Here is a 24,871-nt window from a genome sequence, read left to right on the forward strand (position 1 = left end):
TTCGCGGTGCCCGCCGGGTATCTGCCGGAGCCGCTCGTAGTATCCGTCGTCCTGCCCGAGGTAGAAGAAGCGGTGGTCCAGCTGGCTGAACCGTTCCGGCAGGGGCACGACGCTCACGTGGTCCCTGTTCATCGAGGTGTGGCCGATCTTCACTGTGCCGATCTCACGGGGATGGCCGTCAACGAGAAGGACGAGTGTGAACGTGGTGCGGTATCCGGAGTCATCCCAGGGGTCGCGCACCAGCAGGGCGTCGGCGTACTCCGCTTGGTCTGTGAAGAAGTGAGCATCATCGACCACTGCGAACCGCACGTTGCTGTCTCCCGCCTTGCCACCTGTTGCTTCGACCAGCCGATCCTAGGAGGACCGCGCGTTGTCGTGTGCGGGCAGGGCGGTGCGGGCATGCGGCGATACGGCATGCCGCCCGATGCCATCACCATCGGCTGGGCCGGGCCTTGGCCATCAGTGCGCGATCCGTGGCGCAGGGGTACAGGTGCCAGAAGAAGGCGCCCAGTTCTTGTCGCTGTCGTCAGACGGGGCGATGGTGGGCGGCGGCCATACCGGCTGCGGATCCTGGGCCAGGGTTGTCCAAGGGAAGCGGGGTGGTGGAGGTGCCGTTGGGCACAGTGCGGTGGTTCGACCGGGCGCTGGGAGTGGGACGGATCCGGCCGGATGGTGGCGGATTAGACGCCGTAGCAGAGCAGCAAGCAGTCCAGAGCGGTGAGGGCAGGCCGCTCATGGCTGGTGACCGGGTCCAGTTCGATCTGAAGAGGGATGCTGAGGGGACCCGAGCGGACAACATCCGCCGACTGCGGCAAGACCGACATTGAGTTCGGCGCTTTAGGGCGACGAGTCGGCCGGTTTGCGTGGCGGTTGGTCATGGTTGTTGGGGTGGCCTTCACGGCTGTGCCACCGGAGAATCCCGCCCATCGCATGTCCCGGGCGGCGTCGAGGCGCTCATCCACCTTCCGATCGAAGCAGCCAACCACCCTCAGACCAGCGTGGAGGCTTCATGTTCTTGGGCCGCTGGGCAGTCGGAGCCAGGGAAGACGGCGGCTCCGCCTGCCCGGGGTGAGAAGATCGCCCAGACTCAAGAGGTAGCCAGCGGCACCGCGGCGCAGCTGCTGCTCACTGCGCCGTTGATCGACGACCGCCGAGAAGAAGCAGGCGGCTACCACCCCGGCGTCCAACAGAACCGCGCGGTCGTGAATGTGCGGCAGCGCGCTTGCAGCCGCCGCAGCGACCGCGGGCAGTTCGAAGGATTTCAACCGCATGGTGGCCTTGACCGGTTCCAGCTTCAGCTGACGCAGCCCTCGCTCCAGATCGGCGACGTCCTGAAGGATCTTGTCGTGCGCGAGCTGCTCCACCCTCGCGCGCAGGATCTGCAGGTTCCCGGTGCCGTCACAATCGGCGAACACCCCACCCAGGTCATCAAGATGGGCACGGAATGCGGCGAACTGCGGAGCCAGCTCCTGCCGAGCCTTGATGATCCTCTCGACGGGCACTTGCTCCAGGTTGCCAGGCACGACGGTGTTCAACGCCACGGCCGCATACAGGGCGCGAGCTGACGGTTTGATGGGGGGAAGAACATCGTCGACGACGGTGTGAGTCGTCCAAGCGGTCGGCGATTCGGGATTAGGGAGCTGATCGGTGACGAGCCGCAGTCCGTACTCATCGGCGATCACGTGCGCGAGCCAGGTCAGGTACAAGCGGGCTAGGTCCGGGTGCACACCGAGCCAGTGCCAGCCGTCGCGTGCCCGCAACACCCCGAGCCCTGCTCCCACCAGACCCTCGACCAGCCCAGGGGGCACCTTGGAATACTCAATAGCGCTCTCGTGCGCTGCGAAAATCCACTCGACGTCTTCCCGTGCGGCAGCCGAGCCGGGAAGGGGCACCGGATCGACCAGTTCGATGTCTTGGGGCGGGCACGGGTAGCGCTGACGCAGTTGCATCACCTGTTCGGATTCCGAGAGGAATCGGTCGGCGAACGCCCCGGCCGCGTGGAAGCCTGCCCCGTCAGTTGAGAGGTCGACGATCAGGTTCGTCGCGTCGGTGAGGGCGCGTGCGACAGCAGAGTCCCGCCGAGGGAAGTCCGTCTCACCGGCCCCCGGCCGGATGCGCCCGATCCTGGTCCAGTACAAGGCGGCGGCCTTCAACCACGCATCGTTCTGGATGTGCGCGAACGGGTAGTACAACGCCAAGTCGTCCATGCCGCCCTCCGTTAACCCACAGGCATCCCCATGACCCGGTCCAAGCCTGGCACGTCCGCGTAGGGGGGCGCTTGTGGCATCTCGATCGTCTCAGCGCACCAGGGGTGTGCCGCCGGTGGGCGGAGGAGGAGCGGCGGATGTGGCACGGGGACCCGGGGGGAGGGTGAGGGCGGACTGAGGGGTCGGTTCGTGAGCGGATGCTGGCCGGTGGGTGTAGCCATGGGCGAGTTCGGCGGCGAGGTCTTGCAGGAGGGGGACGGGTGTGTGGGCGGAGAAGTGCATGGCCCAGGTGGGGCGGTCGATGGTGTTGCCGCCCCAGAAGATCCATGTCGGAACCGGGCTGTCGGCCTTCTGGGCGGCGAACGCGTCGAATTGGGTGCCGGCGCTGCCGTGGGCTGCTGTCCAGTTGATCCAGCGTCCGTTGACCGCCTGCTTCCAACTAGCGTCGGACAGAGGCCGTGTCGCCTCGGTGATGGTGCGCTCGGAGATGGGCGTGCCCGGCCCGGTGCCCCATGCCGACTCGGCGGCGAGGGCGTCGAGCAGGGTGCGCACGATCTCGACGGGGGTGCTGGCGGTGGCGGTGGCGTGCCAGAGGCGGGCTCCGACCGGCGACTCGTAGGCGGCGAATGTCCATTTCGTGTCCCGGCCGACGGCTTCGTGGTCGAACTCGGCGCGCAGGGTCAGTGATTCATGGCTGGCGATCGTGGTCTCGTCTGACCACGTGCGGTATTTCTCCCAGTCGCTGTGGGAGTCGAGGAAGGTGGTGAGCAGGGTCTCGTGGTTTCCAGGGTCGGCGGCGTACACCGGGATGGTCTCGGCCTTCGGCTGGGCAGGTTCGGGGCCTTGGGTGGCCGGCGGAATGGTGTGCGCTCCTGTGGTTGTGGTCGCGAGGGCGATGGCGGCGCGCCGTTCGGTGTCGGTGGCAGGTGCAGGGCCCGGTCGGATGGCGTCGCCGTAGAGGCGGTGGAACTCTCGGATGGCTTCGCCGGGGTTGTCGTAGACCAGGGCGACCACGCGCAGGTGGTTTTCTCCGTGGAGGTGGACGCTGTTGCCGTTGTGGGGGTAGGTGCCCACGGCGACGGTGGTGTGGCCGTCGTCGGCGTGGGCGTGGATAAAGAGGCGGCCGGAGGCGATGTCGTCGTGGATGGCCTGGGCCTCGTTGGAGACTTCGCGGATCTCGTCGCGGTTCAGCCAGGGCATCGGGTAATTGGCCCACGTCCACTCGGTGTCGATGTCCTCCTGGAGGCCGGGAGAGATGTCAACGGTGGCGCCTTCTTCGCGCAGGGCGTGGGCGGCCTGGTCGGCGTAGTAGGGCTCCTCGTGATCGATGCGGACGAGGATCACGGTGTGCTCGTCGATCGGGCGGAACCCGTGTGCGCAGAGCAGGGCACGGGCGGTGTGGGTGCCGGAGCTGGTGATCGTGGCCATGACTGCGTCGGGGTGCAGGGGATGCCGGGCGAGATGGATGCGGGCGTTGAGGGCGGGGTGGGGCATCAGGGCTCCGGATTCGCTGGTCCGGCCGGTGGGTGCCGGCCGGACAAGAAGGTGGTCTATCGAGTGACGCGTACTGGCGTCGCCGGCGGAGCGGGGCGTGGCGGGCCGGCGCGGGGGGCGGCCGGTGCGCGCGAGGGGAGCCGCGCCGCGGGAGAAGGCTTGGTCCCGGTGTGCTGCCAGCGGGCGCGTACCGCGGTGAAATCGGCCAGGGCGCGTCTGCTGCCGGTGACGAGTTGGTGCGGTGTGTTGGCCGGGTCGTCGGTGAGTGCCTGGATTCGTTCGGCTGTCGTGCGGGCTTGGGCCAGCAGGGAGCGCTGCAGGATCTTCTCGCCCCAGTACTCGGGGGAGCCGGCGGGCGTAGAGAGGAGGGCCATGAGGTCGGCCGGGGCGATGCCTGGGGTGAGCAGGGCGCGGTGCTGGGCTTCCCACAGGACGGTGACCGGATCGACGGGGTCGCCGCGGTGGGCGAGGGCGGCCAGGCACTGGAAGACGGCTCCGTGCAGGGGCCAGGAGAAGTCTGTGGCCTGCAGCCACCGCATGGTCTTCAGCTCGGCGGAGTGGGCGGTCGCGGTGGCCAGGAGCAGCCGCTCCTCGTCCAGGGCATCCTCGTGCGTCTCCCGGGGCGGCGGTGGGGGGAGCGGGGTGCGAGGCAGGGAGCCGGGGTGCGGGGGGAATTGGCCGGCGAGTTCGTCCAGGAACCGAGCCAGGGCGTCGGCCTGTTCCACGGTGCTGGCAGCGGGATTGGGCAGTGTGGTGTCGGCGGCGGTATGGGCGAGGCGCTGGGCGTGCATGCGCAGCGTCCGGCGGGCATGGCCAGCACGGATCATCTGTGCGTACGTCGCCGCGTGCTCGGGCCGCGGGCAGGCTTGGACCAGGGTGAACAAGTAGGAGGCGTCCAGCCCAGGGGCCTCGGGCCGGGCGGCCTCAAGAACGGCGTTCAGCCAGACCGGCTCCTTGGCGTGTGCTTCGGGGTCGGGCACGGGCACGGTGCGCATCGCAGCGAACAAGGTTCCGTGGGAGTGGTTGCCGAAGTGGTCGGGCTCCAGTGGGCCGATGGTCTTCAACCGCTGCGGGTGGAGAAGGAGCGCGCCGAGGAGTGCCTGCTCGGCGTAGTGCACCGGCTCCGGCGGAGGGAAGTCGTCCGGGTAGAGGTCCTCGTCGGGTTCGGGGGTGGTGGTGGGCATCAGGCCGCCAGGGCGAAGTCGTCGGGGCCGAGGGTTTTGCCGAGGTGCGGGGCGAGCAGGTGGGCGGCGAGCCGGGGTGGGACGGCGTTGCCGATCTGGGAGAACTGCTGGCCTTTGTTGCCCTGCCAGGGGTAATCGGCGGGGAAGGTCTGCAGCACGCCGGCCTCGGCCGCGGTGATCCGGATCGACTCCGGCACGGACGTGTCCGGGCTGCTGGCGTCGGGTGCCGGTTCGGCGACCCAGACGCACTCGTTGGCGCGGTGCCCGAAGAACAGCGTCCCGGCCGGCTCGTCCACCCGTCGTACGGTGGCGTTGGCCTGGTTGTTGCTCCGCAGCGACCAGGACCACCCGGCAGATGCCCCGGCCGGGTATGCCGCGCACGGGCTGTGCGGTTCAGCCGACTCGGGTCCCTCGCATCGCGATCCGCGTGCGAGGCCGGTGGTGGTGGGGTGGTGTTTCCAGGTGCCGCGGTCGCGGGCATCCGTCAGCGCCCTGCGCGCGCCCGACGGGAAGGGCTCCGGTCCGCCGCCGGGGCCGCCGCCGGCGCACAGGGTGGGCACGGGTCGGTCGGTGGCGCCCCAGCCGAGGGCCTCGGCCATGGACACCCACCGCGCTCGGCCCGGGCCGAAGAGCGTCTGCGGCTCGGCGACGTCCGCATGGGTGGGCGGCGGGGGCGCGGCGGTGCGCGTGCGGGAGGCCAGCAGGATCGCCCGCCGCCGGGTCTGCGGCACACCGTAGTCGGCGGCGTTCAAGACCCCCGCCCACACCGAGAAACCCCAGCCGCGCAGCACGGCCGCGTACTGGCGCCACAGGGGCAGTACGTCCGGGACTTCCTCCATGGCCACCCATTCCGGCTGGCCGACGGTGTGGAGGGCGTGCAGGTAGCGCATCGGCTCGGCCGCGAGCAGGGAGCGCTCGTCGCGGCACGAAGCCAGGAGCCGGGCGCGGGTGTCGCGGCCCTGGGCGAGGTCGGCGACGGCCTGGTGGACCAGCGGCTTGTCGATGAGCCCGAGGCGTTTACCGGCCCTCGACCATGCCTGGCACGGCGGTGACGCAATCAGTGCGGTGGTTTTGCCGACAAGCGGCCAGACCGGATATTGGGCCACATCGGTCCGGATCGTCAGCTGTCCCGCCGCGGCCCGGGTTTTGCAGGCCCACTCGTCCCATTCCAGGCCCACGTCCCGAAAACCCAGCATGGACAGGGCAAAACTCCAGCCGCCGGGGCCGCTGAAGAGGTCAATTATCAAGACGCCAGCCCGAAGTCATCCTGCGTGATTTCGGAGCCGCGGCATGCCCAGGGGGAGCAACCGTCGATGACCCCCTGCTCCAGCTCCTCGGAATGCGGGGATTCGGTGCCGATCTCTTGCTGGAGGGCAGCCCATTCGGCGGCGGTGACGTGGTCGATCGGAGCCTGGTCGAGAGGAATGCGGGAACGGTGGAGAAAAGCTTCGCCGAGCAGTCGGTTGCCGGTGGCGTTGGCGCGGGCGTTGCCCTTGCGGATCGCCGCGTCGAAGGCCACCACGTCCGCCCACTCGGACGGCGAATTATCCCGGATATGGCGCCACTGTGCGTTCCCGTGATAAGGGCAGCCGAGGCAGCTGGATTTCGGCGTATCGGCCAGGCCGAGCGTGGTCAGGTAGCGGACGCAGTCGGCTCGCGACCAGCCCATATCGATCAAGGGGTGCCGGTTGCGCATGTACTTGACGTCGGCATCCTTGGCCCGGTGGAACTCGTCGGTGGAGATGCCGACCCACTGCTCGACGAATATCCCCTTCGGAATGCGTGCGGGGTAGGGGTAGCCGAGGAGTTCACGGACCTTCTTCTTTATCGGCTTAATTTTATATTCGCCTGTGCACTGCCGTCGAGTCATACCAGGCTTGCCGTCCTGATTGAGGATGTAGAGCGGCATGGATGCGAATCGGTGATCCGGGTCAATGGCATCCTTGCGAATATTTCCGGAGGTGACGCGCAGGAGGGGGATGCCGGCTGGTTCGGCTATCTCATTTTCCAGTCGTTCGAGATGGTCATAAACGGCTCTGGGTTCCCATCCTGTGTCGGCGAAAATGGCATAATCCACCTTCGGGAGGGCGCCCTCGGCCGACAAGGCGAGCATCGCGCTCGATTGAATGCCTGCACCTAGCGAGATGCACCGGAATGCGGGGGGTGTGGAAATGGCTTTGGTCCTTGCGGTGTGCGGGACTGGCCGGTCGTCGGCCGGGAAAGAGGGGGAAAGCGGGTCAGCGCCGTGCGGGCGCGGTGGCTGGCGCGGCTGGCGGTGCCGGGAGCGGTGCCGGCGTCGGCGCCGGGCGGGAGGCGAAGGCGGTGCTGGTGCGGTCCAGGCCGTCGGCGAGCTGCTGGGCGGCGTCCTTGGCTGACTTCAGCCAGTCGAAGACGTCGGCGGGCAGCTGCTGCCAGTGGGCGTGGTGCTGGGCCCACTGGAGGATCTCGACCGCGTTGCGCAACTGCTCGGCGAGCTGGGCGAGGATGGCGGCCTGCTGCTCGCCGGTTGGTGCGGTGCGGGTGGCCTGGAGGAGTTCATCCAGCGCGGTGGGCAGCGGTGCGGGGTCGGTGGGAAGCCCGTACAGCCGGGCGTGCAGCGACTGGGCCAGGCCCTGAACGGGCCCGCCGGAGGTCTTGTATCCGTAGCGCGCTCCGGCCTGCGGGCGGACGCGGAAGCTTGCGATGACGTCGCGTGGTGCGGCGTCCGGGGCGATCTCGGCGGCCAGGGCGCGGGCGAGGTCATGCGGGGTGGGTGTGTCGGCAGTCGTGGCGGCCTCCGTAAAAGAGAAGGGATGCGAGGCGAGGGCAAGAGCAGGTGCCTAACTCGCCTGTGGAAACTGGCGATTGGCTGGGCGGCTGTGCCGCGTGGTGGTCAGCGGGTGTGCCGCTGGTGCGTGGGCGCGGGCGGCGGTGCCGGCCTGGTGGGCCGGGTGCGTCCCGGCACTGCGGCGATGGCTTCGGGGGTGGGCAGGCCGAGGCGGGTTTCGGAGGCGAGGCCGAGGGACCACAGGTGTGTCTCAGCGCGGGCGACGGCCCCGACGTTCTCGCGTTCGCCCAGGTGGGAGGGGAGGATGTGGCCGGCCGAGGTCGGTGTGAACCCGTGCTGTTCCAGGACCTCTTGGGCGGCCTGGGTGTGGGCGGTTGCGGTGACGCGGCCGTCGGAGAGGTCGAAGCGGACGACGGCCTTGGGTGCCGGGCCGGTGGCGTGGTAGCGGGTGGTCCAGCTGAGGTCGACGAAGTCCATGGTGTGGGCGAGGAGTTGGTGAAGGGCTTCGCCGGTGCGGTTGTGCGCGTCTTCCCGGGAGGTGTCGGGCGGCAGGAGGTACAGGGTGCGGCCCTGGTGCTCGCGGGGGGTGAAGCCGCTGGCGGTGAGGATGCGGTGGGCCGATCGGATCGGCTGGTTGACGAGGACGAAGGTGTGGCCGTCGTCGGTGGAGCCGACGAAGACGGCGTGGTGGTCGGTGAAGGCCATAGCGGTCCAGATCTATGGGGGGAAGAACCGGGGATGAGGGGGCCGGGCTTCGCAAGGGCGCCTTGGCGAGCCGTGCCGCTGTCGGCGGACGGTGACGGGGGTGCGGGTCCGCCGGGTGCCGGCGGCGGGCGGGGTGACGGCTGCCCTTGGCGCCCTTGCGAAGTGCCGGGTGGGGGTGCGGCTGTTATGCGGCGGTGCCGAAGTCGTCCGGCTTGGGTGCTGCCTTGGCGATGGCGCGGGTGGTGATGGCCTTGGAGGCGCGGGCGGAGGCGGCGGCGAGGTCGTCGGCGCCGGGCTCGGCGTACCAGGGGCGCAGGTCGAGCATGGCGGCGCGCATGCCGGTGGCCAGGCAGATGGCGGTGCCCTTGGGCAGGGCGCGGATGGCGTCGGCGGCCATGATCCGTTCCTGGCGCATGCTGATGCTGGTGGAGGTGCCGGAGTCCGAGGTGGAGGTGGACTTGGTCTCCACGTCGTGGTCGCCGATCAGGCGGGAGAGTTTGTCGGCGAAGTCGGGGTCATCGATACCGGAGCCGATGACCTTGATCGTGGAGGCGCTCCACATGGCGTCCATGCCCGCCTCCCCCCAGACCTTCTGGCCCTGGCGGTAGGACTGCAGGATCGTGATCGGGATGATCCCGCGCGAGCCGAGGTGGGAGTACAGGTCCGGCAGGTCCGAGATCTTGCAGACGTTGGCGGCCTCGTCCAGGATCGCGAGCATCGGCGGGTCGAGGCGTCCGCCGGCGCGTTCGGCCTGGGCGGTGGCGGCCCGCATGACGGAGTCCGCGCACGCGGCGATCAACGCTGAGGCGCCGCCTCCGCCGTCCTTCGACAGCAGGTAGAGCGTGTCGCGGGAGGTGACGAACTCGGCCGGCCGGAACTCCGGGATGCCCTTCTGCGGGGTGACCCACGCGGCGATCTCGGCGTTGAGGAGGGCGGAGGCGTACTGGCGGGCGGTCTCGTAGATGCCGTCACGGGTCTCCGGCGGGCCTTCGACGGTGCCCTTGAGCTGGGCCGCGACAGCGGCGTGGCCGTGGTCGCGCAGGATGTCCAGCGGGGTGCGGTCGCCGGGGAAGGCCAGCCACTGCATCACGTCCGTGATCGGCCGCTCGTCCAGCGCGGCGGCCAGGAACAGCTGGGAGAGGATGTTGGATCCGGCCTTGGACCAGAAGTCCCCCTGCTGGGAGGCATCCACGGAGGCGGCCAGGAAGTGCCCGGCGAGCCGACCGGCGCCTTCGAGGGTGTTGGCGTCGGCGAGGGGGTTCCACCACATCTCGCGGCTGGCGTGGGCGATTTGCTGCGGGTCCATCGTCCAGGTCCGGCCGACCTGGGCCCGGGCTTCGAGGGTGGCGGTGTAGGCGTCGCCGGCGGCCTTGTTGGAGGTCAGCAGCACCGGGCCGGGGGCGCTCAGGATGGAGGGGATGGCCAGGCTGGTGGTCTTGCCGGAGCGGGGTGCCATGATGGCCACCGCTACGTCCTCGTAGCCCATGCGGACTTCGTGGCGGGTGCCTTGGATGTTGCCGAGCAGGATGCCGGTGTCGTTCGCTGAGATGGTCTTGCTGTCCTTCAAACTGGGCCGCAGGGAGCGGGCCTTGGCGGTGGTGGCTTTGGCGAGCAGGGGCTCGATGTCCTTGGGCTTCGCCATCCCGGCGATCTTCTTCTTTCGCCCACCGGTGCCGCCGTGGTGCCGGGACCAGAGCACGGCGCCGACGACGCCCAGGGCGATCAGGGCCGCGCCGGGGACGATGCGTGCGCCGAAAAGCAGCGCCGTATCGCCCAGGTGGGGCCAGAGGTGGTGGGGGTGCAGGAGGGCTTCGACGGGCTGGTACGGGGCCCAGGGGCCGGAGTCGGTGAGCCAGGCGGTGGTGTTGCCGCCGAGCCAGGCGAGGTTGGCCGCCGGCACGGCGATGGCGAGGGCGCCGAGCAGGACGCGGAAGGCTATGTCGTAGCCGTCGGTGCTGCTGGAGTTGGACGAGCTGTTGGGCAAGAGGGCGCCTCCAAGGGGGGGGCGGTCGAGAAGGCCGGTGGGTCAGCGGGTGCGGCCCGGCTTCGGCAGGCGAGGCGCCCCGGCGGCAGGGGACTGCGTGGTGGCGCTCGCGTGCCGGGCGGTGAGGTCCGCAATTCGTCGCTCCAGCGCGAATGCCACGGTCTTGACGGGCAGTTGCTCGGTGCGGATGTGGGCGTGCTGGCGCGTGTGCGGCGGGAGGCGGAAGGGATCGCGGACCAGCGGCGTGGGGCTGGCGAGGGCCCGGGTGAAGGCGGTCACCAGGTGGCCAGGGGCGTTGCCGTTGATGCGTGCCTGCCAGAGATGGTGCTCTGGGCCCTCGCCGACGGCGGCCGTGATGAACCAGGTGTTACTGCCGTGATCGGTGAAGTGCTCGACCTCGGCGATGCCGTCGGGCGAGATGCGGGAGTTGGGTGACCAGCGCCATCCGGCTTGTCGCAGAGGCTCCAAGGGGTCGGTGGCGGCCGTTGGCGGTGCGGCGGGGGCGGTGAGCGCGTCGAGGACGGCGGCGATGAGTTCCACCGGGGTGCGCGCGCCGAAGCTCGCCCACCAGGCCGGGCGGTCGGCGGTGGCAGCGTGGTGCAGGCGCCACCACTGGTCATCCGGGGCGGGGTCGAGGCGCAGATCGGCCTGCTGGTCGGGGCTGGTCAGGATGACGCGGGGCATCAGCGGGTCGTTGCCGAAACTCCACCCGCAGGCCCGATGGAGAGGAACGGTAGCCCAGGCGGGGTCGCCGCCGCCGGCGAGGTAGCGGGGTGCGACCAGCGCCTGCTCGATGGTCTCGTGCACGCTCATCCTCTCCGCACCGGGCCGCTCCGGCCGGCCGCGGGCAAGGGGGTCGCGGCCGGCGGTGGGGCCAGGGGCGAGGGGGCATGGCGTGCGGCGGCGTTGATGTCGCGCAGGACGTGCCCGTGGGTGGCCCAGTCGTCGAGGTAGCTCCAGCACTCGGCGTGATGTTCGGCGAGCGCGTCGTCGAAGACCTGAGTGCCGGGCCGGGCATCCAGAGGGAGGCTGTCGCGGGTCTGCAGCCACTGCTCGTGCAGCGCGTCCAGACGGTCGAGGGCGGCGTGCAGGACGCCCAGCTGCCAGGCCCAGTGGCTTTGTACGGCGGGGGCGGGCAGGTGCGCGAGCTGCGTCTCGGCGGTGGCCAGCAGGTGCCGGGCGCCGGGGCGGACGGTTTCGAACGCCGCGGCGGTGTCGGCGTCGCGCTGGCTGGCGCGCAGACCGTAGGCGTCCTCGTCGTAGGGCCAGCCGTCGAGGCCGGTGTGCTCCTCGGAGTAGGCGTCCCAGGAGCCGAGGATCTTCTCGCTGTCGTCGAGGAATCCGTCGAGGTGGTGCAGGAAATCGCGGTGAGCGGTGGGATCGAGGGTGATGGTGAGATTCCTTGTCGGGGGTCAGCGGTGCGTGGTCGCACGGGTGGTGCCGGCCTTCACCGGGGCTGGCGCGGCCTTCGGCTGCTGGCGGCGGGCGGCGCGGGCCTGGGCGCGCAGGGCGTCGAGGCGGGCGGTGTGCGCCTCGACGACCTGCTGCGGCGTAAGTGGGCTCGGCTGCTGCACGACGCTGTGGTGGGCGGTGCGCTCATACATGCCGCGCTGGAGCGGGGCGGGGTCGGCGAGCGCGGTGACGAAGGCGTCGACCAGGTGAGCGGGGGTGCGGCTGTCGAACCAGGCGTGCCAGATCCGGGGGCCTATCGGGGTGCCGTATCCCGGCTCGCAGGTATCGACGTGCCAGCCCGCCAGTGCGTCCTCACCGTCGCGCCGCAGTTCTACGTGGCACATCCCGTCGGGTGAATCAGCCATGTGCTGGGTGTTGTGCCGCCAGCCTGCCGACTCCAATATCTGGAAAGACGTTGGGTTGTTCGCGGGGCGGCGGTGTGATGAGGGCGTCGGTGAGGTGGCCGAGGACCTCTGCGGGGACGAGTTCGCCGAACTCCGCGTACCAGCCGGGCTCGGCATCGGTGTGCGCGGCCCGCAGCCGCCACCAGGCGGAGGTGGCGGACTGCGGGTCGAACTGGAGGGTGTGCCGGTGGTCGGGGCTGCGCAGGACGATCTCGGGGCTGAGCGGGTCTGTTGTGCGGGTCCAGCCGGCTGCGGCCAGGCCGTGGGTGACGTGGCGGGCATCCCCGGGGCCGGCGAGGTGGCGGGGGCTGGTGTCGAACGGGATCCGCCAGGCGTGGTGGTCGGCGAAGGCGGCGAGCTGCCGTTCGCTCACCGGCATCGGCAGCATCCCGGGGCCGGCGGGGCCTGCGCGTAGAGGCGGCGGAGGTTGTCGAGGACGTAGTGGAGGTGGTACTGGTCGGTCTGCTCCCATGCCGCATCCCGCAACTCCTGTATCAGGAGCGCGACTTCAGCGGTGCGCGGGGTGCTGGGGTGGCTCTGTACGACGCGGGCGAGGGCGCGCAGGGTGTCACCGAGCTGGATGGGGATGCCGGTGTACTCATCCAGCAGCGGCTCGACGAGGGCGAGGGCTTCGTCGAGGTCGGGTTCCTCGCGCAGGTATGCGGTCAGGTCGCAGAGGGTTTCGGTGGCGGTGCGGATGGTGTCCGGGGTGAGCGCGGGCACAAGGCTCCTTCGTGGGATGGGGGTTGTGGTTCAGCGGCGGGCGCGGGCGCCGCCGGCATGGGTGTGCGGGCGGGCGGTGGTGCGGGGCCGGTTGTTTCGGACGGAGTTGCGGGCCCAGGTGGCGGCGCGGGCGGCGGTGATCCGGGCCTGCTGCCAGGCGCTGAGCTGGGAGGGCAGGACGGAGACGGAGGTGGTGCGGATGGCCGTGCTGTGCGGGACGCGTCCGCGCGGGCGCATCACCGGCTCGGGACTGGCCAGGGAGGCGGAGAAGGCTTGCACGAGGTGCATGGGGGTGGTGGCGCTGAAGCTCGCCGTCCAGCCGTTGCCCTGCCCGTCTCGTGCGCCGGACCACCACATCGCGTGGCCGCTGGGGTCCTGGTGGAACTGCATCCACGCCGAGCCGTCCGGGCTGGTTGCGGTGTAGTGCCCGGCTTTGGGGCCGGCGTTCCAGTGCTGCTCTTGAAGCGGTTCCCATACGTTGGGGGCATGGGCGGAGCGGGGATGGGTGAGCGCGTCGGTCAGCCCGGCGACGATCTCCACCGGCGTCTGTCGGCCGAGCGTCGCCCACCACTCGTCCTGCTGCCCACTCGTCTTGCCGTGGATCGTCCACCCGCCCGGCTGGACATAGGGGTCGTAGCTGATCCGAACGGCGCGGTCGGGGCTCTCCATCAGGAGTGGACCGCCCGGGGTGGAGGCATCCCGCCAGCCGGAGGCGCGCAGGAATTCCGAGACGTGGCGCAGGTCGCCGCCTCCGGCCAGGGCGCGGGGTTCGACGAGATAGTGCTGCTCGGCCTGCTCACCCCCAGGGCTCCAGCCCTGCCACTGCTTTTTCTTCATCGGCGCCGCCGGACGACGAGCGCTGCAGGCTCGGGCGGCTTCGCCGCCCCAGTGCCGAGGCGCGTGCTGACCTGTTGCAGGTGATCGCGGTGTTCGTCCAGGTCCCCGCCGATGGCGTCGAGTTCGTTGGCGGCGCGCCCGAGGGCGAGCCACACCTCCGGCGGCAGCGTGCCGCGCTCGGCTTGGACCTTGGCGAACACGCTGCTGGTGGCCACCAGGCGGGTGACACCTGCGAGGACGCCGTGGTCGGGGTCCACCACGTGGGCGATGACCTGCGTGGCCTGATGCGGCGGGAGGTGGGCGAGGTGGTCGGCGAGCTGGCCGAGCTGACGGGTGATCTCATCAGCCAGCCGCACCGGGTAGGTGGGGTTAGGCATGCTCCTCCAGGGTCGGGGTGGTGGGGATCAGCGGTGGCGGCCGGCGTGCCGGGCCTCGCCGGGGGCGGTCTCGGGGCGTGCGCCGGGCAGCCGGTGGGGGCCGGTGAGGATGCAGGCGCGCAGGTAGCGGCGGAACAGCGCGGTCGCGAGGCGCGGCGTGAGATGGGGGCTGATCGGTGGGGGCGCGTGGGGTGGTACGGGGTTCTCCGGTCGGTGATGCGGGCGGGGCGGCCCCGGCCCGTGTGCCGGGGCCGCCAGTGGGTGCTACCGGGCTCGCCGGGACGGTGCGTTGGACGGTGGGGCGGGGGTTGACGCCGCCGGTGCCGCCGTCGGCTCCGCTCCGGGACGGCTGTGTCCGGAGCGGATCTCGTGCACGGCCTGCTGGTAGGCGGCCTCGTCGAAGACCTCGGGCGTGCAGTTGACCGTGTATCCGGCCACGAGGAGCGCGGGGATCGCGTGGCTCGCCAGGCGCCTTTGCTCGTCGGCGTCGAGATGTTCGGGCACCACGTGCCACACGTAGATCGGCCCCGCGGTGCGGCGCTCCAGTCCGAGCTGGTCGAGCAGGTCGAGGAGCTGCTCGGGGGCGTCGGTGGGAGTGTCGGCGTGGATGGTGGTGGTCAGGGCCTTCACGTAGATCTCGACATCGGTGCCGTACTCGTCGGCGCGATTGCCCATAGAAAGGGACTCCATTTCAGCGGCGGGGCGGGCGTGCGGGGCGTGTGCCGCTACCGCCGGCCCGGCGTCGGCCGGGACGGGGTGTGCGGGCGGTCGCTCGTGAGGAAGATCTCCTCATCGGCCCCGCGCCGCCGCGGCCCGGGCCGTAGCCGGGGCCGGAGGTGCAGGCGGTGTCGCGGTGGGCGCGATCCGGCCGGAGGGGTGCTGCAGCGCGGTGGCGATGCCGTGCGCGCCGAGCTGCCGGCCTGCCGCGCGGACGGCGCGGGCCTGCACCGCTGTGTCGTCACCGCTGAGCCGGTAGATGCCGGTGTGCGGCTCGGGGACGAAGCCGTTGGCCGCCAGCACGGCGGCGGCCGTCTCGCCGGCGGGAGCGGCGGCGAGGCTGCCGTCGGCCTGCCAGGTCAAGACGAGACGGTCCGGCTGCGAGGGCTGGACGTCGGCGGCTGCGTTGTGGCGGGCCTGGGCGAGCGCGGCGTCGTAGCGGGCCAGCAGGTCGCCGACGACCAGCTCGGCGCTGTGGAACGGATCATCGCCCACGGCGATGCCGTTGGGTTCACGGATGCCGCGGTACGCCTCGTCGGGGAGGCTGGGTGGGGCGACGGCGGCGATGAGGAATCCGTCGCGCTCATCGTGCCGGTCGAGCACGGCGAGCTGAGCACCATCGTTGCGGGTCAGGACGGCCGCCTGGCGGAGGGGATGCTCGGCGAGGGACTCGGCGACGAGATCCATGTCCCAGATGCGAGCGGCCAGTTCGGCCAGGTCGTCCTTGTGCGCGGTGGGGTGGTGGGTGCTGGTCCAGCTGTCGGGCAGTTCGCCGGCGAGGACGTCGGCGAACGAGGCGAGGCGCCCGGAATCTTCGTGGTCGTGCATGGTGTCCTTGAGCAACGTTGGGGTGGTGTCAGCGGCGCACACGCGCGGCCACGGGCGGCGGAGGCGCGACGGTCACGGTGCGCGGCGGGGGTGGGCAGGCGCACACGGCGGACCGTTCACGCTCGTGGGCGGGGACCGCTTGCGTGCAGGTGCTGCGGCCGGGGTGTGGGGCGTGCCGGTCGGCGAGCGCGTCGCGGGTGTGGGCGAGGTCGGTGCGGATGACGTGCAGACGTTCGTCGGCGAGGTAGCGCAGGCGCCGGGCGATGTGCGCATCGGCCGCATCGCCGAGGCCGTCGTGGAACTCTGCGGTGGCGGTGAGGACTTGGTCGATGGCGGCGAGGATGCCGTCGTGGGAGGCAGTCAGTTCTGTGAGTGCGTCGGCGGCCTCGTCTGTGGTGGTGGCCTGGCGGATGCGCTCGGCGAGCTGGGCGACCAAAGCGCCCAGTGGCAGGTCGCGGGCCGGGCGGCGGTCGGTGTCGAAGCCGGGGTCGCAGTCGACGTGGTAGCCGACGGCCCGAAGCCGGGCTACGGCCTCGGTGGCCAGCCGTCTTTCGTCGTGCTCGTCGAGGCCGGTGGGGGCGCGGTGGTAGGAGTCGTGGACGCGGACGACGGGGATGAAGCCCGCGCGTTGGAGGATGCAGTGGGCCTCGATGTCGCCGCCGCGGGCGAGGACTTCCTGGGAGTGCGGATCGCGGCGGATGGTCAGGACGCGGTCGGCGAGGGGCAAGGGGAAGCGTTTCTCCTACGGTGATCGTCGTGCGGAGGTCCGGGCAGCGGGCGGTGCCGGAGGGGTGGCGCGTGGGCGGGACGCGGTGGCGAGGTGGGTGGCTGTGGCGTCGAGGTCCTGCTGGATGCCGTGGAGGCGGTAGGCGATCCACTCCAGGCGGTGCGCGGTATCAGGACCGGCCGGGCCTGCCTGGTGGGCGATGCGGTGGGCGGCGTGCTCGACAAGTCCGCGGACGGTGGCCAGCGGGCCGGCGTGCTCGTCGGCGAGCTGGGTGAGGACTTCGGCGAGTTGGGCCGAGGCGGGCGGCACCGGTCGGGAGACGGCGTGTGGTGCGGGAGCGGTCAGATGCAGGTCTTGCTCGATGCGGCGGGCCTCGTGCGCAAGCCGTCGCGCGAGGTCGGCGGGCTGCTGCTGCCAGGAACCGTCGAGCCTGATCAGGTTGGCGATCACATCGAGGCCCCCCGGTTTGGCCTGGACGGCGATCCAGTGGCAGCCGTCCTTGTCGCCGGGTGTCTCGATGCCGGCGGCGCGGGCGAGGCGGTGGGCGGCCTCGGCCCACTCCGCGGCGGTCAGGTCCCGGTCTTCGGGGTGGAGCCGCACGTCGAGGTGGAAGATCGCCCGCCGGTCCCCGCGGGGGCTGGTGGCGAACGGGTTCTCCAGGAGAGGCTCTTCAAGGTGCTCGGCCCACTGGGTGGCCGTCCACGTCGCCTGCTCGTCGTCCAGGGTGTAGGAGTCCAGGCCCGGCCAGTAGGCGATAACGGCGTGCTCGGGCAGGCCCCCCTCAATCGGCACAGCCCGCCCCAACGCCTCACTGAGCGGGTCGTGTGGGGTGTTCGTACGGCCGTTGACGCGGGGAATCACGCCGCCATGCCTCCGATGGCTTGTGCTGGATGGGGGTGCTGGTGGTGGAGGTCGTGGGCTGCGGCGATCAGGGAGCGTTCGCGCACCAGATCGGCGTGGACCGCGATGTCGCCCGGTGGCAGCACATCCAGGGCCCGGTCGACGGTGGCGAGCCCTTCGTCGTATCGGCCGAGCCGGCGCAGTGCGCCGGCCTTGCGGAAGAGCACGATCGGGTCGGTGCCGGTGTCGAAGGGCGGCCGGGTGCTGAGGGCGAGGAGCCGCTCAGCACCCTGGTCCAGATGCTGGCCGAGCCACAGGCCGTGCAAGAGAACATGCAACGTACTCGCGTGCTCCCCGGCCTCGCCCAGGACCTCGTCCATCATCTCCAGGCCCTCGGGACGGGACTGGCCCAGCAGGGCGAAGGCGTACAGGGCCCGGCTGTAGACGTCCAGCGCGGAACGCGTGGCTGGCGGGAGCTGTTCGACGAGCGCTTGGAGGGTGGGGCAGCGGAAGTCGTACCGCAGGGCGTTGAGGTACAGATGCCGGTACGTGCGGGCGGTGACCGGATCTGCCTCGGCGGTAGTGACCTGGTCTGGGCGCAATAGGCCAAGGACGCTGTGCCCGTCGGCGCGGGCGGCCCAGGCGACGTGCGCGCAGACCTCGGCCGATTCCCGCCAGTCGGCGTCGAGTTCACGCAAATCGGCAGCCAGGCGGGCCGGCCACGACGGGTCCGAGGGATTCATGGTGGCGCGGGTTCGGGCGCGCAGGAGGGCGAGGGATCGGCCGGGACGGCGGGTGGGAAGGCTCACCGGCCGCCCCGGGCGTCGGCGACGTGGACGAGCTGGTTCAGGGCCGTGGTGGTGTACCAGCCGCAGTCGATCAGCGCGTCGTGCCCGGCGTACTTGGGCAGGAGGTAGTCCTCCATGGCGCGCAGGTAGATCAGGCAGTCCGGGCAGGGGCGCCCCAGGTGCACGAGGTAGCGGGGGTGGGCGGTGATGAACGTCTGCGCGCCGCCAGTGGCATCGCGCAGCCGCCATCCGTCTTCGTCGGTCGGGGTGTGCCAGGACGGGGCGACGATGCGTACCGCCTCACCCCACAGTTCCCCACTGGTCACGCCCTTGATGACGACGACCTGGTCGCCGGCCTGGAAGTGGGCGTGGGTGATGTCCCGGGCCGGGGTGAGCGGGTCGGGTATCGGCGAGAACGCCGGAGTCGGCGCAGAAGTCCAAGAGGGCGGGATCACGCAGGGTCCTCTCCACGCGGATCGGGTGGCGGTGGGAGCAACAATCGTCCGGAGAAACGAGCGGTTGGCCAACCGCCGATCGTCGGTTATGGTCCGTCGCCGTCAGCGGAACGGGTTCTCCGTCCCGCGGTCCTGCTCGGTGGCAGCATCGAGAAGTTCCAGCAGGTCAGCGCCCTCGGCATCCCTCTGGTCGATCCATCATCCCGCCCTGGTCACCGTACGGGCCTTCTCCTCCAGCTCCGCCCAGTCCGCCTCGTCCCAACTGCCCTCGATGACCAGGGCGGTGTGCGCGGCGGTCATCAGCTGGTGACGGGACCGCTCGCCCCAGTCCAGGGCCCGCTCCGGGCCCTCCAGCGGCGGCATGTCGAAGCGCTCGAAACGCGCGGAATTGCACGCGATGCAACACTCGGCATCGACCGATCACGGTCTTGAGCCGCAGGTCAGGCTTCCGGAGACGTGTATCGAGGTGCACGAGGTGTACGGGTTGATCTGCAGTGACATTGGGGCGAGCGTGACCGATTCAACGATGTTGCGTTAGAAGCAACATGAGTCAGGCGAGGGATTTTCCGGGTGCAGCGCATCTGGTGCTGGCCGACGGGGTGGTGCATCTCGACCCGGAACCCGCGGTCTTCGAGGCGATGTTGGAGGGCTGGGCGAGGCAGCAGCGGACCCGGTTCTTGAAATGGGACGCCACGATCAAGCCGCGGCTGTCGTTGGTCCGACGGTTCGCAGAGTTCGCCGATCAGTACCCGTGGCAGTGGCAGCCTGCCGAGGTCGAGGCGTTCTTCGACCACCTGCGGGTGAAGAATCCAACGTTCACCGTCTCCGCTGGCCGCAATTATCAGAATCAACTGCGGTTGTTCTGCGAATACATCACTGATACTCGCTACGGATGGCCCGACACGTGCCGTGCGCGCTTCGGCCAGGTGCCTGTGCAGATCTTGCACGAATGGAATACGGTCACCCATGTCAGCGAGTACGAGGGCCAGCCCGGCCGCCGGCCGCTGACCTACGACGAGATCCAGGCCCTTTTCGACGCGGCCGACGGGCGAGTAGACGAGATCCGGAGCCGGCGGCGAAAAGGTGCGCTCGCGGCGATGCGGGACTCCGCGTTGCTCAAGACCTTCTATGCCTATGGCCTGCGGCGTCGGGAAGCCTGCGGCTTGGACATGGCTGACCTCCGGCGCAATCCGAAGGCTCCGGACTACGGCCGTCATGGTGCGCTGTTCGTGCGCTGGGGGAAGTCCGCCAACGGCAGCCCGCCGCGACGGCGCACGGTGTTCACGGTTCCGGAGATGGACTGGGTCGTCGGCGTACTTGAGCACTACCTCGCCGAGGTGCGGCCCCGCTTCGAGCCCGGCAAGCATCCGGCGCTATGGGTGACCGAGCGTCGTGGACGCCTTTCCCGCCGCTCGGCGAACGAGGCGTTCGAGACTGCCCGGCAGGCCGCCGGCCTTCCGCCGGAGCTCGATTTGCACTGCCTGAGGCATTCGAATATCACCCACCTTGTCGAGTTCGATTATCCGGAGAGATTCGTGCAGGACCAGTCCGGCCATCTCTATGCGAGCACGACGGCGATTTACACCGGCGTGTCGGACGAGTATCGAAACCGTTTGCTGCAAAGGAAATTGACCGAGCGAAACACGGAACTTTGGGAGGACGGCTTTTGATCAAGAAGATGGGGTACCGGTGGCACTTGCGGAAACTCATGGCCGAACGGGAGATGTTCCAGACCTCGGACCTGGTGCCCCTACTCGCCGAACGCGGTATCACTCTCTCGCGTGAGCAGGTCTTCCGGCTGGTCACCCAGCCGCCCCAACGCATGTCCATGGACACCTTTGCGGCCCTGTGCGACATCCTCGACTGCCAGCCGAATGACCTGGTGGAGATCCAGGCCGTCAACGTTGAGGTCCGCAAGACCATCGGTGGGGCGTCCGGACCTGCGCCGATGGCGCGACGGACCTCGATCCGGCGACCGGAGGGGATGTGACCGACGCCTGGAAGGAGGCCCGAAGAGCCCAGCAAGCCGAACGCTACGAGAGCGCGATCGCGGCTGCCGTCACCCAACTCATGACGCTCTTGGCCGCATTGGATGTTGCTGCGGCCGAGAGCGCGCTTGATGATGCCAGGCCGATCTCGTCGCGAATCCTGGAAGATCTGGCGGCGCATCTGGCAGCCCATCCGGATGCGCTCACCTCGGGTGACTCGCACTGCCCTCCGGTGCTGCTGCGCATGGTCCATGTTCTGCACGCCGCCGGGTACGAGGTCGTCCGGCCCGGATGCGCCTCATGCGGCGGGGTCAGAGTCGACCTGCCCAAGATCCGCGCAGAGGGCCGGATCTGCTCCCCCTGCGACAACCGGACCCGCCGTGGGACATGCGCCCGCTGCGGCCGGACGGATACGCACATCGCGGCCAAGCGACCGGAAGGCGTCATCTGCAGCTCCTGCTACCGAACTGATCCCCAGGTTGTCGAGGAATGCCGGGACTGCGGCCGCCTGCGCAGCCCCGCCCGGCGGCTTCCCGACGGCAGCGCGCTCTGCGGCAAATGCTGGGAACGCCCCGAACAGCCCTGCGCCGCTTGTTCCACGGCGCCCACGACCGCCGGCGAGGTCTGCTACGAGTGTTTCAGCGGCTTCCGACGTGTCCGCCGGCCCTGCGGACGCTGCGGCCGGATGCGCATCATCGCCCGCAATGCGACCGGCACCTGCCCCGATCTGTGCCACAGCTGTTACCGCGGCCCTCAGGCGACGTGCACCCGCTGCGGACGGGAACGCCCCTGCAAGGGCATCGCCGCGGGAACGCCGGTCTGCGAGAGCTGCTCTGCCCGCGAACGTCCGCCGGCGACGTGCTCCCGATGCCGACGCGACCGCCTCATTACGGCGCATTGGCCGATGGGGCCGGTCTGCGACAGCTGTTACGTCACGATCCTACGTACCCCGGCCGAATGCCCCCGCTGTGGTGACTCCCACCCCCTGATCGCACGGGACGGCGACGGCGCCGAGATCTGCGGGCCGTGCGTCGGCTTCACGATCGACTACGTGTGCCGCGCCTGTGGCCGCAGCGGCCACCCCTTCGGCAAGAACCGATGTGCCTACTGCGTCCTGGGCGACAAGCTCCGCGTGATGCTGACCGGTCCGGACGGGCACGTCCCGGAGCGACTGGAACCACTCATCGACGCCTTCTGCCAGGTCAGGGTTCCTGCTGAGGCCATCCGCTGGACCACCCGGAGCCCCAACGCCGCCCTCCTGGCCAGGCTCGTGGCCGACGGGCGCGAGCTGAGTCACGACCTCCTCGACGAACTGACACCCGGCCGCAACGAAGCCTACGTCCGTCAAGTGCTGGTCCAGACTGGAGTGTTGCCCAAGCGCGACGAGGATCTGGAGCGGCTGCCATCCTGGCTGGAACACCTGCTGGCTGGGAAACCGCAGGCACACGCCAGGCTCGTCCGGCCATACCTGCACTGGTACCTGCTGCGACGCGCCCGCAACCGCAGGGCCCGCCAGCGCTATCCGACCGCCGCTGGACACGAGCTCCGCCGTCGCGTCCACGTCGCCTTGGAGTTCCTGTCCTGGGTTGACGAGCGCAAGATCCCCCTCCGCGCGCTCCGACAAAGAGACATCGATCAATGGCTCGCCGACGGCACAACGACCCGCTACCTCATCCGCTACTTCCTGGCGTGGACCGCCCAGCGACGCCTGACGACCCAATTCACCGTCCCCACCATCCCGCTCCAGCAACCAGTTGAATTCCTCGACGAGGACGACCGATGGTCCCTGTTGAAACGGTGCCTTACCGACGAGGAGATCCCCCTCGATGTTCGGGCCGCAGGCGCCCTCACACTACTGTTCGGCCTGTCCAATGAACGACTCCGATACCTCACCGCCAACCAACTCCGCCAACGTGGGCAACACTTCTACCTCACGGTGGGCAATCACCCGGTGGTGCTGCCACCGCGTTTGGGCAATCTGCTTCAGCAACTGGCCGACCAGCCGCTGGAGCGACCGTTGCTGACGTCTCCGCCCGCACAGACACGCCTGCTCTTCCCCGGAATGGTCCCCGGCCGACCGATCGCCGCGCGGCCCTTCAGCCGGAAACTCGCTCGATACGGCATCAATGTCCGGCCCGCACGAAACGCCGCACTTGCAGCACTCGCCACCGACCTTCCAGCACCCATCCTCGCCGACATCCTCGGCATGCACACCACTACTGCCGTCCGCTGGGTCACCTACGTCCGCCGGGACTGGACGGCGTACCTTGCGGCCCGAACCGACATCCAAAGAGAACAGCCCGCGACCGGCGACTGACGATGAGAGGACACGATGCCCGGCGCCGTGACCACTGATCGAGTTGCAGGGATCCGCGGCCCGAGTGAATCTGGTGATGTTTAGGGCTTGCCCATGGCAAATACAAGCCATTGCTGAAGGCTCCGGCCGCCGGGCTGTCTCTGCTGCCGCTGCGCGTTTCCTGCCGCCCGTCATGGCTCGATCGTTGCGTGCTCTGCCACGTTCCGCGGAGACGAAGAACTGATCCGCCGTCCCGGCGGTGAGCAGCCCATGCCGCGCACGCGAACCGGCGGCCCCGATGAGCCCGATGGGAGACCTTTCATGGACTACAGCAAACTGGCCCCGTCTCTGGCCATCGCCTACGACCAGTACACCGAGGGGCGCGAAGCACTCGCCGACCACGTGCAGGAAGACCAGATGCCCGGCTTCGTGGCGCCACGGGACTTCGCGAAACCGGCTCGGGTGGTGGTCACGCTGGAGTGCGCACCGGACGCCGATCTCCAGGATCTTGAGAGCACCGCCGGGATCGAGATCAACGCCGGTGGGGACAGAGTGCGCACGGCCATCGTGCAGCTCGATGCCCTGCCGACGCTGACACAGCATCCGGGGGTCGAACGCATCGCCCCCGCACAGCCCGTCCACCCTCTGATGGACGTGGCACCGCAGAAAGTGGGGCTCCCCGCCTTCCGGGCGAAGACCAAACTCACAGGCAGGGGCGTCATCATCGGCGTCGTCGACACCGGGATCGACGCGCGGCATCCGGCGTTCAAAGGTCGCATCCTGCGGATATGGGACCAGCACGCGCGCGCCGGAACAGGTGTGCCGGAAGGCCGGTACGGCATCGAGTACAAAGGCGACGACCTGGTCAAGTCCAAGGACGACCACGGGCACGGCACCCATGTCGCGGGCATCGCCGCCGGCTCGGACACCAAGTACCAGGGCGTGGCACCAGAAGCCGAGTTCGTTGTGGTCAAGACGAAGATGACGAACGTGGGCATCATCGACGGCATCCAGTACGTGTTCCGGCTGGCCAAGGACCTCGGCAAGCCCGCGGTCGTCAACCTGAGCCTCGGCGGCCACAGCGACCCCCATGACGGGACCGACGCCATGTGCAAGGCGATCGACGAGCAGTCCGGGCCCGGCAGGATCGTCTGCTGCGCGGCGGGGAACGAGGCGGAGGACAACATCCATGCCCAACTCGACGTGAAACCAGGGGAGATCCAGAGAATCCCGTGCATACACGGTCCGGACTCCAAGGGGGTCGTCCAGGATCTGTGGTTCAACGGCTGGTACGCGGGCAGCGACCAGGTGGAGGTCGCGGTCACCGCCCCCGACGGCCTGACAACGCCGTACCAGGGCGTGCTACCGAATGGCCCGAAGGGCAGCCCGTACAAGAAGTACCAGCTGGGTGACTGGACGGTGTGGGTGGGCTCCCCAGGGCCCGACAGCAGGAACCGGGACCACAACTTCGGCGTGCGCTTCCAGGCCCCCGCCAACGCCACGGGCTCGCGCACCTGGACGCTACTGGTCCGGGGGAAGAAGGCGGCCAAGCAGAAGACGCGTGTGGACGTGTGGGCCCTCGGCGAGGGCCGTTTCTCCGGGCCGCATGCCCGGAACTCCATGACGATCGGGTCTCCAGGGACCGCGACGTGTGCGCTGACGGTGGCGGCCTACACGACCAAAACGCGGTGGAAGGACATCGACAACAACAATCGCGAGGCCATCTGGCTCAAGCAGGACGACATCGCCCCCTTCAGCAGCCTGGGACCGCGACGCGATGGCAAGCCCAAACCGGACCTCACCGCCCCCGGCGCGTTGATCGTCTCAGCGCTGTCCCGTGACTCTGTGAAGAATCGCCGATGGATGACCGACCAGAATCACGTGGCGATGCAAGGCACGAGCATGGCGACGCCCTTCGTCGCTGGGGTGATCGCGCTCCTGCTGTCGCAGGAAAAGACCCTCACCTCGGACAAGGCGATGACAAAGATCGCGTATGCCACCAGGAACGGCAAGAAGCCAGACGCGGACACCTGGGGGCGCGGTCTTATCGACCTCGCCAAGTGACACCCAGCAGCCATGGCGAAGCGTTCGCGCCGTT

25 protein-coding genes and 1 pseudogene are annotated in these 24,871 nt (G+C 69.7%); 5 read left to right on the forward strand and 21 right to left on the reverse strand.

Annotated elements, in window-relative coordinates; translation table 11 throughout:
• Positions 1–623: 623 nt before the first annotated feature.
• The gene (locus tag CV755_RS37115) at positions 624–827 is read left to right on the forward strand and encodes a cold shock domain-containing protein (RefSeq protein WP_364853062.1); all 204 of its coding nucleotides are present in this window, start codon (positions 624–626) and stop codon (positions 825–827) included.
• A gap of 180 nt (positions 828–1,007) precedes the next feature.
• Here CV755_RS37115 and CV755_RS08820 read toward each other — a convergent pair whose 3' ends face one another.
• The 21 genes and pseudogenes from CV755_RS08820 to CV755_RS08920 form a co-directional block, all read right to left on the reverse strand.
• A complete protein-coding gene (locus CV755_RS08820; RefSeq protein ID WP_109279618.1) occupies positions 1,008–2,207 on the reverse strand; it encodes a DUF6236 family protein in 1,200 nt (399 codons plus the stop codon).
• A 90-nt stretch (positions 2,208–2,297) separates the two neighbouring features.
• The gene (locus CV755_RS08825; protein WP_109279619.1) at positions 2,298–3,701 is read right to left on the reverse strand and encodes an SPDY domain-containing protein; all 1,404 of its coding nucleotides are present in this window, start codon (positions 3,699–3,701) and stop codon (positions 2,298–2,300) included.
• A gap of 56 nt (positions 3,702–3,757) precedes the next feature.
• On the reverse strand, positions 3,758–4,885 hold the full coding sequence (locus CV755_RS08830) for a DnaB-like helicase N-terminal domain-containing protein (protein WP_109279620.1): 1,128 nt from the start codon (positions 4,883–4,885) through the stop codon (positions 3,758–3,760).
• Positions 4,885–6,132, reverse strand: a complete 1,248-nt coding sequence (locus tag CV755_RS08835) for a DNA cytosine methyltransferase (RefSeq protein ID WP_109279621.1) — start codon at positions 6,130–6,132, stop codon at positions 4,885–4,887. The genes CV755_RS08830 and CV755_RS08835 overlap by 1 nt, the downstream gene beginning before the upstream one ends.
• Complete coding sequence (locus CV755_RS08840) at positions 6,129–6,998, reverse strand: adenine nucleotide alpha hydrolase family protein (RefSeq protein WP_109279622.1); 870 nt, start codon at positions 6,996–6,998, stop codon at positions 6,129–6,131. Before CV755_RS08840 ends, CV755_RS08835 begins: the two co-directional genes overlap by 4 nt.
• A 124-nt stretch (positions 6,999–7,122) precedes the next feature.
• Positions 7,123–7,347 (reverse strand): hypothetical protein, encoded by a 225-nt coding sequence (locus CV755_RS08845; RefSeq protein ID WP_109279623.1) that lies wholly within the window; start codon positions 7,345–7,347, stop codon positions 7,123–7,125.
• A gap of 410 nt (positions 7,348–7,757) precedes the next feature.
• Entirely contained in the window at positions 7,758–8,357 is a 600-nt protein-coding gene (locus CV755_RS08850) for a hypothetical protein (protein ID WP_109279624.1), read from the reverse strand.
• Between the two features lie 184 nt (positions 8,358–8,541).
• Entirely contained in the window at positions 8,542–10,341 is a 1,800-nt protein-coding gene (locus CV755_RS08855) for a type IV secretory system conjugative DNA transfer family protein (RefSeq protein ID WP_109279625.1), read from the reverse strand.
• Positions 10,342–10,383: 42 nt separating this feature from the next.
• On the reverse strand, positions 10,384–11,154 hold the full coding sequence (locus CV755_RS08860; protein WP_109279626.1) for an SPDY domain-containing protein: 771 nt from the start codon (positions 11,152–11,154) through the stop codon (positions 10,384–10,386).
• Between the two features lie 599 nt (positions 11,155–11,753).
• A complete protein-coding gene (locus CV755_RS36905; protein WP_338323634.1) occupies positions 11,754–12,158 on the reverse strand; it encodes an SPDY domain-containing protein in 405 nt (134 codons plus the stop codon).
• A complete protein-coding gene (locus CV755_RS36910) occupies positions 12,151–12,576 on the reverse strand; it encodes an SPDY domain-containing protein (RefSeq protein ID WP_338323635.1) in 426 nt (141 codons plus the stop codon). Before CV755_RS36910 ends, CV755_RS36905 begins: the two co-directional genes overlap by 8 nt.
• Entirely contained in the window at positions 12,567–12,920 is a 354-nt protein-coding gene (locus CV755_RS08875) for a hypothetical protein (RefSeq protein WP_109279627.1), read from the reverse strand. Before CV755_RS08875 ends, CV755_RS36910 begins: the two co-directional genes overlap by 10 nt.
• A 30-nt stretch (positions 12,921–12,950) precedes the next feature.
• Positions 12,951–13,757 carry an SPDY domain-containing protein gene (locus CV755_RS08880; protein WP_109279628.1) on the reverse strand — a complete coding sequence of 269 codons (807 nt, stop codon included), beginning with the start codon at positions 13,755–13,757 and terminating at the stop codon, positions 12,951–12,953.
• A complete protein-coding gene (locus CV755_RS08885; RefSeq protein ID WP_109279629.1) occupies positions 13,754–14,134 on the reverse strand; it encodes a hypothetical protein in 381 nt (126 codons plus the stop codon). Before CV755_RS08885 ends, CV755_RS08880 begins: the two co-directional genes overlap by 4 nt.
• A gap of 264 nt (positions 14,135–14,398) precedes the next feature.
• Entirely contained in the window at positions 14,399–14,809 is a 411-nt protein-coding gene (locus tag CV755_RS08890; RefSeq protein ID WP_109279630.1) for a hypothetical protein, read from the reverse strand.
• Positions 14,810–14,923: 114 nt separating this feature from the next.
• Positions 14,924–15,679: a hypothetical protein gene (locus CV755_RS08895; protein ID WP_109279631.1), complete on the reverse strand. Its 756-nt coding sequence runs from the start codon at positions 15,677–15,679 to the stop codon at positions 14,924–14,926.
• Between the two features lie 28 nt (positions 15,680–15,707).
• Complete coding sequence (locus CV755_RS08900) at positions 15,708–16,406, reverse strand: hypothetical protein (RefSeq protein ID WP_161968628.1); 699 nt, start codon at positions 16,404–16,406, stop codon at positions 15,708–15,710.
• 15 nt (positions 16,407–16,421) lie between these two features.
• A complete protein-coding gene (locus CV755_RS08905; protein WP_109279632.1) occupies positions 16,422–17,267 on the reverse strand; it encodes a relaxase/mobilization nuclease in 846 nt (281 codons plus the stop codon).
• A complete protein-coding gene (locus CV755_RS08910; protein ID WP_241561065.1) occupies positions 17,264–17,989 on the reverse strand; it encodes a tetratricopeptide repeat protein in 726 nt (241 codons plus the stop codon). Before CV755_RS08910 ends, CV755_RS08905 begins: the two co-directional genes overlap by 4 nt.
• 62 nt (positions 17,990–18,051) lie before the next feature.
• On the reverse strand, positions 18,052–18,489 hold the full coding sequence (locus tag CV755_RS08915; protein ID WP_109279634.1) for a hypothetical protein: 438 nt from the start codon (positions 18,487–18,489) through the stop codon (positions 18,052–18,054).
• 102 nt (positions 18,490–18,591) lie between these two features.
• A pseudogene (locus CV755_RS08920) lies at positions 18,592–18,864 on the reverse strand (hypothetical protein); the annotation flags it as partial.
• Between the two features lie 170 nt (positions 18,865–19,034).
• Here CV755_RS08920 and CV755_RS08925 point away from each other — a divergent pair.
• The 4 genes from CV755_RS08925 to CV755_RS08940 all read left to right on the forward strand — a co-directional run bounded on the left by CV755_RS08925 (position 19,035) and on the right by CV755_RS08940 (position 24,837).
• Positions 19,035–20,159, forward strand: a complete 1,125-nt coding sequence (locus tag CV755_RS08925) for a tyrosine-type recombinase/integrase (RefSeq protein WP_109279635.1) — start codon at positions 19,035–19,037, stop codon at positions 20,157–20,159.
• Complete coding sequence (locus CV755_RS08930; RefSeq protein WP_109279636.1) at positions 20,156–20,479, forward strand: helix-turn-helix domain-containing protein; 324 nt, start codon at positions 20,156–20,158, stop codon at positions 20,477–20,479. Before CV755_RS08925 ends, CV755_RS08930 begins: the two co-directional genes overlap by 4 nt.
• A complete protein-coding gene (locus CV755_RS34140) occupies positions 20,476–22,794 on the forward strand; it encodes a hypothetical protein (RefSeq protein WP_153068620.1) in 2,319 nt (772 codons plus the stop codon). The genes CV755_RS08930 and CV755_RS34140 overlap by 4 nt, the downstream gene beginning before the upstream one ends.
• A 300-nt stretch (positions 22,795–23,094) precedes the next feature.
• Positions 23,095–24,837 carry a S8 family serine peptidase gene (locus CV755_RS08940; protein ID WP_161968629.1) on the forward strand — a complete coding sequence of 581 codons (1,743 nt, stop codon included), beginning with the start codon at positions 23,095–23,097 and terminating at the stop codon, positions 24,835–24,837.
• Positions 24,838–24,871: the final 34 nt, after the last annotated feature.

It is taken from the genome of Streptomyces orinoci (genome assembly GCF_003121295.1).
Classification (GTDB): domain Bacteria; phylum Actinomycetota; class Actinomycetes; order Streptomycetales; family Streptomycetaceae; genus Streptomyces; species Streptomyces orinoci.

What these genes read in the sequence shown, in the direction of transcription:
- CV755_RS08820 (WP_109279618.1), bottom strand. Translation starts at nt 2,207, where the DNA reads ATGGACGACTTGGCGTTGTACTACCCGTTCGCGCACATCCAGAACGAT.
- CV755_RS08825 (WP_109279619.1), bottom strand. Translation starts at nt 3,701, where the DNA reads ATGCCCCACCCCGCCCTCAACGCCCGCATCCATCTCGCCCGGCATCCC.
- CV755_RS08830 (WP_109279620.1), bottom strand. Translation starts at nt 4,885, where the DNA reads ATGCCCACCACCACCCCCGAACCCGACGAGGACCTCTACCCGGACGAC.
- CV755_RS08840 (WP_109279622.1), bottom strand. Translation starts at nt 6,998, where the DNA reads ATGCTCGCCTTGTCGGCCGAGGGCGCCCTCCCGAAGGTGGATTATGCC.
- CV755_RS08850 (WP_109279624.1), bottom strand. Translation starts at nt 8,357, where the DNA reads ATGGCCTTCACCGACCACCACGCCGTCTTCGTCGGCTCCACCGACGAC.
- CV755_RS08860 (WP_109279626.1), bottom strand. Translation starts at nt 11,154, where the DNA reads ATGAGCGTGCACGAGACCATCGAGCAGGCGCTGGTCGCACCCCGCTAC.
- CV755_RS36905 (WP_338323634.1), bottom strand. Translation starts at nt 12,158, where the DNA reads ATGGCTGATTCACCCGACGGGATGTGCCACGTAGAACTGCGGCGCGAC.
- CV755_RS36910 (WP_338323635.1), bottom strand. Translation starts at nt 12,576, where the DNA reads ATGCCGGTGAGCGAACGGCAGCTCGCCGCCTTCGCCGACCACCACGCC.
- CV755_RS08880 (WP_109279628.1), bottom strand. Translation starts at nt 13,757, where the DNA reads ATGAAGAAAAAGCAGTGGCAGGGCTGGAGCCCTGGGGGTGAGCAGGCC.
- CV755_RS08885 (WP_109279629.1), bottom strand. Translation starts at nt 14,134, where the DNA reads ATGCCTAACCCCACCTACCCGGTGCGGCTGGCTGATGAGATCACCCGT.
- CV755_RS08890 (WP_109279630.1), bottom strand. Translation starts at nt 14,809, where the DNA reads ATGGGCAATCGCGCCGACGAGTACGGCACCGATGTCGAGATCTACGTG.
- CV755_RS08895 (WP_109279631.1), bottom strand. Translation starts at nt 15,679, where the DNA reads ATGCACGACCACGAAGATTCCGGGCGCCTCGCCTCGTTCGCCGACGTC.
- CV755_RS08910 (WP_241561065.1), bottom strand. Translation starts at nt 17,989, where the DNA reads ATGAATCCCTCGGACCCGTCGTGGCCGGCCCGCCTGGCTGCCGATTTG.
- CV755_RS08925 (WP_109279635.1), top strand. Translation starts at nt 19,035, where the DNA reads ATGAGTCAGGCGAGGGATTTTCCGGGTGCAGCGCATCTGGTGCTGGCC.
- CV755_RS08940 (WP_161968629.1), top strand. Translation starts at nt 23,095, where the DNA reads ATGGACTACAGCAAACTGGCCCCGTCTCTGGCCATCGCCTACGACCAG.